This is a genomic window from Streptomyces wuyuanensis (assembly GCF_900103455.1).
Lineage (GTDB): Bacteria > Actinomycetota > Actinomycetes > Streptomycetales > Streptomycetaceae > Streptomyces > Streptomyces wuyuanensis.
Genome location: NZ_FNHI01000007.1, coordinates 120,858 through 134,738, shown reverse-complemented (window position 1 = coordinate 134,738; position 13,881 = coordinate 120,858). Strand labels below are relative to the sequence as shown.

Here is a 13,881-nt window from a genome sequence, read left to right as displayed (position 1 = left end):
CCCCTCTCACCGGTACTCCGAAAGCCTGCGGCCGATGCCCAGGACCGCGCCGACCGCCCCGAGGACCGCCAGCACGGCAGCGCCGATCGACAGACCCACCAGCGCGCCCAGGCCTTCCTCGGCGGACTCGGTGAACTCGGCCTGCTCATGGGCCAGGGCCTTCTCCAGGGCGGCGTCCACCCGGTCGAAGCACTGGCCCGTGGAGCCCTCGCTGCCGATGACCTTCGCCAGCGCACCGTCGTAGTCGCCCGCTCTGTCGGTCTCGCCGGCGTCCTTGTGCCGGTTCTTCCACTCCGAGGCCGCCGAGACGGCGTCCGCGACCGGGGTGCGGCCCGCACCGTCGTCGGCGAGTCGCCCGGCTCGGCCGAGCGAGGCGGTGAGCCTGCTCATGCCGGAGGTGTAGTCCGTCTCGTACTTGTCGCTCTTGCCGTCCGCGGTGAGCACCGCACCGCGTGCGACCAGGGTCAGGTTCTCGTTGGCCCGGGCCTTCAGGCTGCTGATCCGGGCGTCGTTCAGCACTTTCAGCGACTCCTGCCCGTTGGCCCGGGCCTCGTCGAGTCCCGCCCTGGCGACCGCGTGTCCGACGGCGAGCCAGAGCAGCACCACGGTGGAAGCGGCGGTGGCCGCGAGCAGCCCGTGGTTGAACACCCGGTTCGTGCGGAGGTAGTTGCGGCGCTGCGCCCAGACCAGACCGCCGATCGCCACCACTCCCAGCCCCAGCGACAGGAAGGGCCACACCCTGGCGTCGCCGTGGTCGTCGTCGAGCCGGGCCGTCTCCTCCTCGTACAGCTTCTGGGCAGCGGGCAGCAGCTCGGTGGTCATCAGCTGGTTCGCGTACCGCAGATACGCGCCGCCGAGGGGGAGTCCCTGCCGGTTGTTGGCCCGGGCCCGTTCGATGAGGCCGGTGTACCGGGGGAGCTGTTCGTTGAGCGTGGCGATCCAGCGGCGCGAGTCCGTCGAACCGTCCGTGTTCGCCGCGGCCTTCACCAGCAGCCGTGAGGCGCTCGTGATGTCCTTGTGATAGCGCTCCCGCACCGCCGGGGGCTCCTGCGCCCCGGCCAGGAAACCGCTCGCGGCGGCCGTGTCGGCGTCAGCGAGCGAGCGGTAGATGCTCGCCGCGTCGGCGCTCAGCGGCTGGCTGCGGTTGACCACGGCGTCGGCGGAGGAGGCGCGGTCGGCGATCTCGAAGGCCGTCACGGCGCCGAACGCGACCACCAGCGCGGCCAGTACGGCGCCGATGATCCGCAGCCGGCCCGGCTCCGTGGTCGCGGCGGCGCGCAGCTGCGCCGTCGTCTCCGCCCACGCGCTGCGCCGTGCGGGCGGCCCCGGAGGCGACGACAGTTCGGCGGAGGGCTGCGATCCCGGGCCGGGCGGCGGTCCCGGCTGCGCCGGGACGTGCGGCACCGGCGGCGCGGGCGGGTCCGCCGCGCTCGGCATGTGTGTCACTTGACCTCCCCCTCGGTCACTGACGGCGTCCCACCTCCCGCGGGCGGGGGACGGCTTCCGGCCAGAAGTATGGCCGCGGGGGCGGACATTCCACACCCAGGATTCACTGGATCTTGTGCCATCCGGCGTGTCGCGTCAATGCCGCCCCCTGTTCAGCGCCCCTCACATGAATACGCCGCCCACGGCGGATCGGTTCCGTCCGCCCGCGCACGACGGGCCGGTGGCACCGTCGTGCGCTGGATGCGATCCGAGTGCGCCCCCTGCTTCCGTGGACCGGCGGCGGACGCCCACATCCCGTACCGCGACCGCCTACACCCCGTACCGCGACCGCAGCACGGCCCGTGCCGCGGCAGGCGCACCGAGGTGGTCGAGGCCCAGCAGCGCCGCGCCCAGGACGGGCGGTGCGGTCACCACGGAGACGACGGCCTTCGGCGCCCGGGCGGCGAGCAACTCCTCGATCCCGCCGTCGAGCCGGGGATGCCGCGCCGCCAGCACGCTGCCGCCGAGCACCACGGGGGCCTCCTCGTCGAGCAGCCCGAGCCGGCCCAGCGCCACCGTGGTCATCAGGACGACCTCCTCCGCGAGCCGGTCCACGAGCGCGCCCGCCACGGCGTCGCCGGCGGCGGCCGTCGAGAACAGGACCGGGGCGAGCTCGTGTCTGCGTTCCGGGGCGACACGGCCCAGGTGCAGCGCCTCGATGAGCGCGTACATCGACGGCAGACCGAAGTGCGCCGGCAGCGTCCGGGCGAGCTCGGTCGGCTCACCGCGCCCGTCCTCGGCCCGCGCGGCGAACCACAGGGCCTCCTCCGCGAGCCCCGAGCCCCCTCCCCAGTCCCCGGAGGTCCTGCCGATCGCCGGGAAGCGCGCGGTGCGGCCGTCCGGCACCATGCCCACGCAGTTGATGCCGGCGCCGCAGACGACGGCGACGCCTCTGGGCTCGTCGACCCCGGCCCGCAGGATCGCGAAGGTGTCGTTGCGGACCTCGCTCGTGGCGCCCCAGCCGCGTGCCCGTACCGCCGCCGCCAGCTCCGCCTCCTCGACCGGGAGATCGGCGTTGGCCAGGCAGGCGGAGACATGCGCGACGGACCGGAGTCCGGCGGCGCCGAGGGCCCGCCGCACCGTGCGGTCCAGGCCGTCCAGCGCGGCGGCGACCCCGACCCTCGGCGGCTGGAAGCCGCCGCCGCGCGCCGTGCCCAGGACCGAGCCGTCGGCGCCGACCACCGCGACGTCCGTCTTGCTGTTGCCGGCGTCGACGGCGAGGACCGCGGCCGCCGGGCCGCTCGCCGCGGAGCCGTGCACGGCCGGGACGTTCACGCCCACGGAAAGTGCTCCCGGTTGTGTGCCACCAGCCGCTCCGTGAGCGCTTCGGCGTGCTCGAACTGGCCGATCAGGGGGTGGGCCAGCAGCGCCTTGAAGACGCGGTCGCGGCCGCCGCGCAGCGCCGCCTCCAGCGCCAGTTCCTCGTAGGCCGTGACGTTCGCGATCAGCCCGCCGTACAGCGGGTCGAGGTCGGGCAGCGGCAGCGGTGCGGCGCCCTTGGTGCCGACGGCGGCCTGCACCTCGACGACGGCGTCGTCGGGGAGGAACGGCAGCGTGCCGTTGTTGTACGTGTTGACCACCTGGTAGGGACTGCCCGTTCCCCCGAGGAGCGACGCGACGAGGTCGACGGCGGCCTCCGAGTAGAAGGCGCCGCCCCGCTGGGCGAGGAGTGCGGGCTTCTCGTCCAGCGACGGGTCGCCGTACATCTCCAGGAGCCGCTTCTCCATCGCCGCGACCTCAGCAGCCCGGGACGGTTTGGTCCTCATCTCCCCGACGACCGCGTCGTGCGCGTAGAAGTAGCGCAGGTAGTACGACGGGACGACGCCGAGGCGGTCCAGGATCTGCCGCGGGAGCCGCAGGTCCCCGGCGATGGCGTCGCCGTGCTCGGCGAGCAGCCGCGGCAGGACGTTCTCGCCCTCCGGGCCGCCGAGCCGGACGCCGGTCTCCCAGGTCAGGTGGTTGAGGCCCACGTGGTCCAGGTGGACGTCGCCCGGGGCGACCTCCAGCAGCGCGGCGAACTTCCGCTGCAGTCCGATCGCGACGTTGCACAGTCCGACCGCGCGGTGGCCGGCCTGGAGCAGCGCACGGGTCACGATGCCCACCGGGTTGGTGAAGTCGACGATCCAGGCGTCCGGGGCGTTCCGGCGCACCCGTTCGGCGATGTCCAGCACCACCGGCACGGTGCGCAGCGCCTTCGCCAGACCGCCCGCCCCGGTCGTCTCCTGCCCGACGCAGCCGCACTCCAGCGGCCAGGTCTCGTCCTTCTCGCGCGCGGCCTGGCCGCCGACGCGCAACTGCAGCAGCACGGCGTCGGCACCCGCCGCACCCGCGTCCAGGTCGGAGGTGGTCGTGATGGTCCCGGGGTGGCCCTGCCGGGCGAAGATCCGCCGGGCGAGCCCGCCGACCAGGTCCAGCCGGCCGGCGTCGGGGTCGATCAGCACCAGCTCGCCGATCGGCAGAGCGTCCCTCAACCGGGCGAATCCGTCGATCAGTTCTGGCGTGTAGGTGGACCCCCCGCCCACGACCGCGATCTTCGTCTGCCGGGGGTTCGGGGGGTGTCCCCCGGTGGATTGCAGCATGTGTGTCTCAGCCCTTCACTCCGGTCAGCGTGACGCCCTCGACGAAGGCCTTCTGTGCGAGGAAGAACACGACGATCACCGGCGCCATGATCATCACGGTCGCCGCCATCGTCAGGTTCCAGTCCGTCTGGTGCGCGCCCTTGAAGGACTCCAGGCCGTAGGAGAGCGTCCAGGCGGCGGGGTTCTCCGAGGCGTAGATCTGCGGACCGAAGTAGTCGTTCCAGCAGTAGAAGAAGTGGAACAGCGCCACGGCGGCGATCGCCGGCCTCGCCATCGGCAGCACGATCCGCACCATCGTTCGGAACTCGCCGCAGCCGTCGATTTTGGCCGCCTCGGTGTACTCCTTGGGGATCGTCAGCATGAACTGCCGCAGGAGGAAGATCGTGAACGCGTTGCCGAACGCGAAAGGGACGATCAGCGGCCACAGGGTGCCCGCGAGATCCAGCTGCTTGGCCCAGAACAGGTACATGGGGACGACGACCACCTGCGGCGGCAGCATCATCGTGGCGATGACGAGCATCATCGCCAGACCCCGGCCGCGGAAGCGGAACTTCGCCAGCGCGTAGGCGACCGGGATGCTCGAGGCGACCGCGAGGACTGTGCCGAGGCCTGCGTACAGCAGGGTGTTGCGCCACCAGGTGAGGAATCCCGGGGTGTTCCACACCGTGGCGAAGTTGCCCCACTCCCAGGTGTGCGGCCACAGTTCGCGGGTGAGCGCCTGGTCGTCGGTCATCACCGCCGTCAGGAACACGAACACGAACGGCAGCAGGAAGAAGAGGGCGGCGGCGACGGCCAGGGAGTGGACCGCGATCCACTCCAGGGCGGCCCTGCGGCGCGCGCCGCGCCGTGCGGCGGAACCGCCGCCCCGCGCCGTGCGGACGGCGGACGGCGCGGGGGTGAGGGTCGTGGTCATCGATCAGTCCTCCGCCGAGAGGAAGCCGGAGCGCCGCCTCATCAGGAACGCCGTGAACACCATGGCCAGCGCGAACAGCACCAGCGCGACGACACACGCGGCGCCCGTGTCGAAACGCTGGAAGCCCAGGTTGTAGACGATCTGGGGAACGGTCAGCGTCGACCGGTCCGGATAACCGGGCTCGAACTGCTGTCCGGAGCCGCCGATCACGCCGCTGGCGACCTTCGCCGCCACGATGGGCTCCGTGTAGTACTGCATGGTCGCGATGATCCCGGTGACGACGGCGAACAGGACGATGGGTGAGATGTTCGGCAGCGTGACGTAGCGGAACCGCTGCCAGGGGCCGGCCCCGTCCAGCTCGGCCGCCTCGTACTGCTCCTTCGGCACGTCGAGCAGTGCCGCCATGAAGATCACCATGAGATCCCCCACGCACCACAGGGCGAGGATCGTCAGTGAGGGCTTCGACCACGACGGGTCGTTGAACCAGCCGGGCTCCGGCAGGCCCAGCGCCGCGAGCACCGTGTTCGCCGGCCCCGTCCCCGGGTTGAGCAGGAAGACGAACGACATGGTCGCGGCGACCGGCGGGGCCAGGTACGGCAGGTAGAACAGCGTCCGGAACAGCCCGCCGCCCGTCCTGAGCCGCGTGACCAGCAGCCCGATGCCGAGGCCGAAGACGACCCGCAGCGACACCATCACGGCGATCAGCCAGAGCGTGTTGCCCAGGGCGGGCCAGAAGAACGGATAATCGCCGAGGACGTACGACCAGTTCTTCAGGCCCACCCAGGTGGGCGCGGTGAACCCGTCGTACTTCATGAAGGAGAAGTAGACGGTGGAGACCAGGGGGTAGGCGAAGAAGACGCCGAACCCGATCAGCCAGGGCGAGAGGAACGCGGCCGTGCGCAGCCGCTGCCGGACGTGCTTGGCCCGCAGAGCCGGGTCCCCCCGTCCCGCCCGCGGCCGCGCCGCGGCGGAGTGTGCCGTGGTCATCAGCGCGCCTGCTCGTTGTCCTTGTCGACCTGCGCGTCCGTCCGCCGCAAACCCGCGTCGAGGTCCTTCTCGCGTCCGGCCTCGTACCGGACGCCGAAGTCCTGCGCGGTGAGCAGGAAGGCGCCGCCGTTCACCGAGGACGGGGCGTGCGAGCTCTTCGGGTGCTGGGCGATGCCGACGAAGGTTCGGTAGACGGGGTCGTCGCTCAGCCTCGGCGACTCGAGCGCGGCCAGGGTTGAGGGGACGTTGTGGATCGCGTTGGCGAAGGAGACGACGGCGTCGGTGTCCGTCGACAGGTACCGCACCAGCTCCCAGGCGGCGTTCTTCTTCTCGCTGGTGCCGGCGATGCCGAGGATCGTCCCGGACAGGTAGCCCTTGCCGTAGTCGGCGGCCTGGTCGTCGGGGACCGGGAAGGGCGCCGCGCCTATCTCGAAGGGCAGCTGCGCGTCCTTCGCCATCTTGCCCCGCCACTCGCCGTCGAGCTGCATGGCGACCTGGCCGGTGTGGAACGGGTGCTTGGGGCCCCACTCGTCGCCGAGCGAGCTGCGGAACCTCTCCAGCTTCCGGTAGCCGCCGAGCTTGTCGACCAGTCCCTTCTGCCAGGTGAGCAGGGCCTTGACCCGGGGGTCGGAGGCGAGGGCGGACTTGCCCCCTTCGTCGAGGTACCGGACGCCGAACTGCGCCGCGTAGTGCTCGAACGTGGTCTCGTAGGCCTGGAAGTTCGGCATGAAGCCGAGCTGCTCGTAGCCGTCGCCCTTGGCCTTGGTGAGCTTCGCCGCGGCCTCGTCGAACTCGGACAGCGTCTTGGGCGGGGCGGTGATGCCGGCCTCGGCGAACGCCTTCTTGTTGTAGTACAGGCCGTACGCGTCACCGAGCAGCGGGACCGTGCAGCGCTTCCCTTCGTGCTCGGTGTACTTGGCCATCTGGGGCAGGAAGGTCTTCGCCGGGTCGATCCCGGCCTCGTCCAGGAACGGACGGAGGTCGGCCAGCGCGCTGGTGGAGCAGAAGCGGCCGACGTTGTCGGTGGTGAAGGACGAGACCACGTCGGGGGCGTTGGAACCGCCCGCCCGCAGGGCCTGGTTGAGCTTGTCGTCGGTGATGCCCTTGACGACCTTGACCGTGATGTTGGGGTGCTTCTTCTCGAAGGCCGCGATGTTGTCCTGGATCGCCGCGACCTCACCGGGCGCGCTCCACCCGTGCCAGAAGGTGAGCGTGGTGCGTGCCTTCGGGTCGTCGGTCGCGCCGGTGTCGTGGGAACCCGTGCAGGCGGTGGCGAGCAGGGCCATCGCGGCGGTCGCGGCCAGCGCGACGGCTGTGGAGCGGCGTCTTCCGTGCATGACGGTGTCTCCCTGGGGGCGGGGGCGGACGGGTCGGGGGATGCGCGGAGTGCGGGATGCGGGGATCGGGTTGCGGGGATCGGGTTGCGGGGATCGGGGATCGGGACCCGGGTCCGTGCCGGGGTTCCCGGTTCAGCGGGAGGTGTCGAAGACCTCGTCGCGGGTGGCGGCCAGGGCACTTTCCAGGGCCCCTCGCAGCACGGGGCGTTCCTGTACGTCGCCGATGACGAGCCGCGGCCGGGAGGGGGCCAGCTCGGCCAGCTCCGACTGGACCCGCTCGCGCAGCGGTTCGCCGCCGGCCGCGATGAGCGGCCCGGAGAGGACGACGAGTCCGGGGTCGAGGACTGCGGTCATCGACGCCAGGCCCGTGGCCAGCGCGGTCGCGAAGGTGTCCAGAAGGGTGCGGTACGGCCCCTGCTCCGCCTCGGCGGCCCGCGCCAGCAGGTCGGCCGCCACCTCGTGATGGGGGCCCTGCGGGACGCCGGCGATGCCGAGTTCGCGGGCCAGCCTGGGCACGGTCTGGGCACCGGCCAGCTCCTGGAAGCCGCCGCTCCCCGCCTTGGCGACCTGCCGTACGAGCGGGGTGCCCGGGACCGGCAGGAAGCCGATCTCGCCAGCGCCGCCGGTGAAGCCGCGGTGCAGCCGGCCGCCGATGACGAGGGCGGCGCCGAGCCCCTCCTCGTTCCACAGCAGCACGAAGTCGTCATGGCCGCGGGCGGCGCCGAGCCGCTGCTCGGCCACGGCGACCAGGTTGACGTCGTTTTCGTACTCGACCGCCATGGGCAGTGCCGCGGCCAGTTCTTCGAGCAGCGTGGGGGAGTGCCAGCCGGGCAGATGGGAGGCGTACCGCAGCCGCCCCGTGGAGGGGTCGAAGGCGCCCGGGGTGCCGACGACGAGGCGGTGCACGTCGGCCCGGGTGATCCCGGCGGCCTTCACCGCGCCGTCCAGCGCCTCGCCGACCTGCCGTGCGACGCTCGCCGACCGCCGCCCGTGAGTCTCGGTGACGTGCTCCCCGACGGTCGCGCCGGTGATGTCGGCGACGGCCGCGCGGATGCGCTTGGGGGTCACGTCGAGTCCGGCGGCGAACGCGGTACGGGCGTTGATCGAGTACAGCTGGGCGTTCGGCCCCGGTCTGCCCTCGGTGGTGCCGGTGGCGACGACCAGCCCCGCGGCCTCCAGACGGGCCAGCAACTGGGATGCGGTGGGCTTGGACAGTCCGGTCAGCTTGCCGATGCGGGTACGGGAGAGCGGTCCGTGTTCCAGCAGCAGATCGAGCGCCGCACGGTCGTTCATGGCACGGAGCACACGGGGGGTCCCGGGGGTGGTACCTGCCACGACGACGCACCTCGCCCTTCGCGCACTGCGCTGTTAGGAAACTTTCCTATCTGATGAGAACCTAGGTCGCCGTCATGGGCTCGTCAATACCCGGCGGCCGCCCGGCGGACGCGGCATGCGAAAGGGCGCCCCCGCCCTGCGGCGGGGACGCCCTCTCGGTGCCGGAACAGCCGCTCCGGCCGCGGCAACTACTTCGACAGAGGTGCCGGAGGGGAGATCGGGGACGCCGCCACCGACTGCGGCGACGTGGCGGAGGCGTACGCGGACGGGGCCGCCACGCCGGCGGTCGGGTCGTTCGCGGCCTCCCCGTCGGCCTGCTGCGGCAGCCCGCCGACGATCCGGACACCCGCCTCGTCGAAGGTGCGCTTGATGCGCCAGCGCAGCTCGCGCTCCACGCTCAGCGCCTTGCCAGGCATCGTCTTCGCGGCGACGGAGACCGTCATCCGGTCGATCAGGACCTCGCTCAGGCCCAGGACCTCGACCGGACCCCACAGCCGCTCGTTCCACGGCTCTTCCTTGGACATCGCCGTCGCGGCCTCCTCGATGAGCTCGCGCACCCGGCCCAGGTCCTCGGAGGGCCGCACGTTCACCTCCACGGAGGCGGTCGACCAGCCCTGGCTCAGGTTGCCGATCCGCTTGACCTCGCCGTTGCGGACGTACCAGATCTCGCCGTTGTCGCCGCGCAGCTTCGTCACGCGCAGGCCGACCTCGATCACCTCGCCGGAGGCGACGCCCGCGTCGATCGAGTCGCCGACGCCGTACTGGTCCTCCAGGATCATGAAGACACCCGAGAGGAAGTCGGTGACCAGGTTCCGCGCGCCGAAGCCGAGGGCCACGCCCGCGACGCCCGCGGAGGCGAGGAGCGGAGCCAGATTGATGTTGAGGGCGCCGAGGATCATCAGTCCGGCCGTGCCCAGGATCACGAACGACGCGACCGACCTCAGCACCGAACCGATCGCCTCGGAGCGCTGTCTGCGCCGCTCGGCGTTGACCAGCAGACCGCCGAGGGCCGTGCCCTCCACGGCCTGGGCACTGCGGTTCATCCGTTCGATGAGCTTGGTGAGCGCCCGGCGGACCGCTATGCGCAGCATGATCGCGATCACCAGGATGAGCAGGATCCGCAGGCCCACGTTCAACCAGGTGGACCAGTTCTGCTCCACCCATCCGGCGGCTTCGTTGGCCCGCTCGGCGGCGTCGTCGAAACTGACGGGCGGCGCGGACGGATCGGCGGCCAGGAACACTGCGGAACCTCCGTGTGTGCGGTCGGCGGACCATCCACACTAACGGGGCATACGCCATGCCTCCGGAGTTCTCCACAGGGGAGAGACGAGCCTCACCCGGGGATCCTTCCGGTGTGGTCGAGCGCACACAAAATCCCTCCGGCCCGTTACGGGTACGTAGTGGCGCTTCGACCAGGCATGAGGAGAGACTGAGTACAGATCGTCCCGGCGCGAGCCACGCGCCGCCGGCGTACAAGGAGGCCATCCGTGCCGCATGTCCTGATCCTCAACGCGTCGTACGAGCCGCTCGGCGTCGTACCGCTCCGCCGCGCGCTCGTCCTCGTCCTCGAGAACAAGGCCATCTGCCTCGAGGAGTCCGGCGCCTTCATGCACAGCGCGACCCGGGTGATCCCCGCGCCCAGCGTGGTCCGGCTCAAGCGTTTCGTCCGGGTCCCCTACCGGGGGCCCGTTCCTCTGACCCGCCGCGCGCTGTTCGCCCGCGACGGGGGCCGCTGCATGTACTGCGGTGGCGTCGCAACCAGCGTCGACCACGTCGTTCCGCGCAGTCGCGGCGGCCAGCACGTCTGGGACAACGTGGTGGCGGCGTGCCGCCGCTGCAACCACGTCAAGGCCGACCGGCACCTGCGCGAGCTGGGCTGGCGGCTGCGGCACCAACCCGCCCCGCCGAGCGGACTCGCCTGGCGCATCATCGGCACCGGGCATAGGGACCCGCGCTGGCTGCCATACCTGCAGCCGTACGGCGCGGACGACGCGATGGCCCGGATCGACGGCATATCCGCCTGAGGATCCGGGCCACTGTTGTGAGCGCGCGCTCCGGTCCACCGGGCGCGCGCCCCTCCGTGCCCGGCCGCGGCGCGCTCAGGGCGTGCCGGCGCCCTCCTCCGACACCGCGTACGCCTCCACCGACCACAGCGAGTAGCCGAAGCGGGTCGCCCGGGCGTCCCCCTGCACCCGCACGAAACGGGCTCCCGGCGCGTCCATGCGGACGGACTCCCGGCCGCCCTTGCCGTCGCGGACGGTCGCCGCCGTGCGCCAGGTCCGCCCGTCGGCCGAGACCTGGATGCGGTACCTCGCCGCGTGCGCGTCCTGCCAGTGCAGCACCACCTGGCCCAGCCGGGCCGGCCGGGCCAGCTCGGCCTGCCACCAGGCACCGTCCTCCGCGGGCGAGGACCAGCGGCTGCCGGGGTCGCCGTCCGCCGCCGAGGCGGCGGGGAAGTCGGGGGTCTCGTCCCCGGAGGACGACGCCACCGCCGTACGGATCAGATCGGGGCCGCCGGTCGCCGGGTAGGCCCGGACGGTCAACGTGCTCTCCTCCCCGCCGAAGGCGAACGGCACCTGGTACTCGCCGGCCGGCGTCCCCGGTGGCACGGTCACCTCGACGGGCACGGCCGTACGCCTGCCGCGGGGCGCCCGCACCTCCTTGGGCACGGCCACCGTGATGCCCTTCGGCGCCTTGGCGGTGAGCGCGCCGCGCACCTCGTCCGGCCGCTGAGGGGCGACGAACGCCTCGGTCCGCTGCGGTCCGCCGCCGATCGGCGCGTCCAGCTCGCCCCGGCCGAGCGCGAGCCGGGCCCGGGGCTCGTCGGCGAACCACGGCACGAGCGCGTGCACCGCGGGCGCCCCCGGTGCCCCGGTGATCCGCAGGGCGTCCGCGCGCAGCCCCTCGGGGCGGCTCTGGGTCCAGCCCGAAGGGGCGAGCTCCCCGAGCGGCCGCCAGCCCTGACCCGGTACGTGCGCCTCCAGCGTGCCCCTGACGCCGTCCGCGCCGGGCTCGGTCATCGCGGTCACGGCCTCCACGGGCCGGGCGCGGTCCAGCCGCACCGTGTACGCGTCGCCGGTGCGGGTGACCGGACCGGGCCGGCGGTCGGCCCCCGTCCACACCGCGGACTCCTTCGCCACCCGGGTGAGGAAGGGATCCAGCACGCCCTTGCCGACGGTCGCCTTCCCCCCGCCGAGCTCCGTGCGCACGGGAGCGAGCGCCAGGGAGGTCCGCCAGGCCGTCTCGCCGTCCCCGCGCGCCTGGGCCTGCAGCATGTCGACCGCGAGTTCCCCGGCGGTGCCGTAGCGCCCCAGCTGCTCCAGCCAGGGCCCCAGCTCGGAGTCGAGCGAGGCCAGCCGCTCCGGGGCCTCCCGCATCACGGTGAAGGCCGCCCGCAGCCGGCCCGCCGCCTCGTCCCTGGCCTTGGCGTCGTTCGTGGTGCGCGAGCGCCAGAACTCCGCCATCAGGGGCTGGAGATACGCGGACTCGGTGGGGCTGAGGATGGACGAGGAGTGGTTCCCGGCGAGCGCGCCGAGCGCCTCCCTGGTCCGCGGGTCGCCGCCGGCGAGGTCGTCTATCGCCGCGCGCCAGGACTCCTGGGGCCGGTAACCCTTCGGGTTCCAGGCGTAGTCGGCCGCCGTGAACAGCGGGATGCGGGACGCGGTCGCCTGTTCCATGGCGTTGGCGAGCAGCGCGGCGGAACCGGACGCGACGGCGGGCTCCCGTCCGGTGTAGGGCCCGAGGAAGATGCGGTCCTGCGCGTAGTCGTTGACGGGGTAGTTGTCCATCGTGACCATCGGGCGCCCGAACACCTGGCGGGCCCCGTGCAGTTCCCGTCCGGTGATGGTCCGAGGGACGACTCCGACGCCCGTCCAGGCGACCTGGACGCCGGGGTCCAGCTCCCCGGCGAGCGCCGTTCGGTACTCGGTCGCGCCGTCCTGGTAGAACTCCGTCGGCATCACCGTGAGAGGGTCCGCGCCCGGGTGGCGATCGGCGAGATGCCGGGCGATCTCCCCGGCGAGCCGCGCGTGCGCCCTGGCCGCGGCCTCGGGCCCGGAACCGAACTCGTCGGGGTCCCGGTCGCAGTGCCACTCGCTGTAGCTGACGTCCTGGAACTGCAGCTGGAACGCGCGTACGCCGAGCGCCCACATCGCGTCGATCTTGCGCTTGAGCGCCTTCACGTCGTCGCCGGAGGCCAGGCACATGGACTGGGCGGGAGCCACGGCCCAGGCCAGCGTCACATGGTTGCGCCGCGCCCGCTCGGCCAGCTCGCGGAACTCGGCGCGCTGGGCGGCGGGGTACGGATCGCGCCAGCGGGTCTGCCGGAACGCGTCGTCGCCCGCCGCGTAGAGATAGCGGTTCTGCTTGGTGCGGCCCATGAAGTCGAGCTGCGCCAGTCTCTGTTGGTGGCTCCACGGCCGGCCGTAGAAGCCCTCGGTCACTCCGCGTACGGCCGTGCCGGGCCAGTCCCGTACGGCCACCCCGGGCACCGCGCGGTCCCTGACGAGCTGCCGCAGCGTCTGGGCCCCGTGGAAGAGCCCCTCGGCTCCGACTCCGTCCAGGGCGACCGTGTCGCGTCCCGCGATCCGGCCGGAGCCGATGCGGTATCCCCCGCGGGGCAGATCGGCGCGTTCCGGCACGCGCAGGGCGCGCAGCGCGTCGAGTGCTCCGGTTCCGCCGAGACGGAGCACCGTGCCGCGGCCGGGCAGCTCCGTGTGGACGTTCCGAACCCCGGCGGCGCGCAGCGCCTCGCGCACGGTCTCGACGGCGTACGGGTCGGCGTCCGGAGCCGCCAGGAGCGTCACGTCCTCGCCGAGCGGCACGGCGGGTCCGGTGGTCCTGAGCGTCTGGGGCCGTGGCCAGACCGGGGGCACCGCGCCGGCGGCCTCCCGGTCGGGGGCTGCCGTGCTGGTGGGGCCCGGTACGTCCGGGGCGGCGGCGGCTCCGGGGGCCGTCCCGAGGAGTCCGCCGATCACGGCGACGGCAACCGCGGTCGCCGTCTGCTTTCTGCGCCCGAACCGCACGCCCGGTCTCCCCTCGACTCCCCGTGCCCCGTGAAACGGGTTCGAGCCCACCACCGGTGCGGTGAAGGTGTCAATGCGGCTGACGGTTGTGTCGTATTTGCCCATCGACGCGCGAGAGTCGCGACCGGCCGGTTCAACTCCCATGTGTGGAGCAGAATGTGACACGGAACACGTTGACGAGAGGTGTACGTCTGCGGCCGTGCCCACTGGGTAGGGCTGCG

General features: G+C 72.6%; 10 protein-coding genes. 1 reads left to right on the top strand and 9 read right to left on the bottom strand.

All coding sequences use genetic code 11. The features are described from left to right. Nucleotides 1-6 precede the first annotated feature (6 nt). The 8 genes from BLT82_RS12650 to BLT82_RS12615 form a co-directional block, all read right to left on the bottom strand. On the bottom strand, nucleotides 7-1,446 hold the full coding sequence (locus tag BLT82_RS12650) for a hypothetical protein (protein ID WP_244291939.1): 1,440 nt from the start codon (nucleotides 1,444-1,446) through the stop codon (nucleotides 7-9). A 309-nt stretch (nucleotides 1,447-1,755) separates the two neighbouring features. Then, nucleotides 1,756-2,766, bottom strand: coding sequence for an N-acetylglucosamine kinase (locus BLT82_RS12645; protein ID WP_208867869.1), 1,011 nt, complete (start codon nucleotides 2,764-2,766; stop codon nucleotides 1,756-1,758). After that, on the bottom strand, nucleotides 2,757-4,064 hold the full coding sequence (locus BLT82_RS12640) for a 6-phospho-beta-glucosidase (protein WP_093654028.1): 1,308 nt from the start codon (nucleotides 4,062-4,064) through the stop codon (nucleotides 2,757-2,759). Before BLT82_RS12640 ends, BLT82_RS12645 begins: the two co-directional genes overlap by 10 nt. 7 nt (nucleotides 4,065-4,071) lie before the next feature. Beyond that, complete coding sequence (locus BLT82_RS12635; RefSeq protein ID WP_093654027.1) at nucleotides 4,072-4,977, bottom strand: carbohydrate ABC transporter permease; 906 nt, start codon at nucleotides 4,975-4,977, stop codon at nucleotides 4,072-4,074. 3 nt (nucleotides 4,978-4,980) lie between these two features. Further along, on the bottom strand, nucleotides 4,981-5,964 hold the full coding sequence (locus BLT82_RS12630; protein ID WP_093654026.1) for a carbohydrate ABC transporter permease: 984 nt from the start codon (nucleotides 5,962-5,964) through the stop codon (nucleotides 4,981-4,983). Then, nucleotides 5,964-7,301 carry an ABC transporter substrate-binding protein gene (locus BLT82_RS12625; protein WP_093654025.1) on the bottom strand — a complete coding sequence of 446 codons (1,338 nt, stop codon included), beginning with the start codon at nucleotides 7,299-7,301 and terminating at the stop codon, nucleotides 5,964-5,966. The genes BLT82_RS12630 and BLT82_RS12625 overlap by 1 nt, the downstream gene beginning before the upstream one ends. 132 nt (nucleotides 7,302-7,433) lie before the next feature. After that, nucleotides 7,434-8,636 (bottom strand): ROK family transcriptional regulator, encoded by a 1,203-nt coding sequence (locus BLT82_RS12620; protein WP_093654024.1) that lies wholly within the window; start codon nucleotides 8,634-8,636, stop codon nucleotides 7,434-7,436. Nucleotides 8,637-8,824: 188 nt separating this feature from the next. Next, a complete protein-coding gene (locus BLT82_RS12615; protein WP_093654023.1) occupies nucleotides 8,825-9,877 on the bottom strand; it encodes a mechanosensitive ion channel family protein in 1,053 nt (350 codons plus the stop codon). A gap of 246 nt (nucleotides 9,878-10,123) precedes the next feature. On the opposite strand from BLT82_RS12615, the gene BLT82_RS12610 reads away from it, so the two are divergent. Further along, nucleotides 10,124-10,660 (top strand): HNH endonuclease, encoded by a 537-nt coding sequence (locus BLT82_RS12610; RefSeq protein ID WP_093654022.1) that lies wholly within the window; start codon nucleotides 10,124-10,126, stop codon nucleotides 10,658-10,660. A 75-nt stretch (nucleotides 10,661-10,735) separates the two neighbouring features. Here BLT82_RS12610 and BLT82_RS12605 read toward each other — a convergent pair whose 3' ends face one another. Continuing rightward, a complete protein-coding gene (locus BLT82_RS12605; RefSeq protein ID WP_093654021.1) occupies nucleotides 10,736-13,660 on the bottom strand; it encodes a glycoside hydrolase family 84 protein in 2,925 nt (974 codons plus the stop codon). Nucleotides 13,661-13,881: the final 221 nt, after the last annotated feature.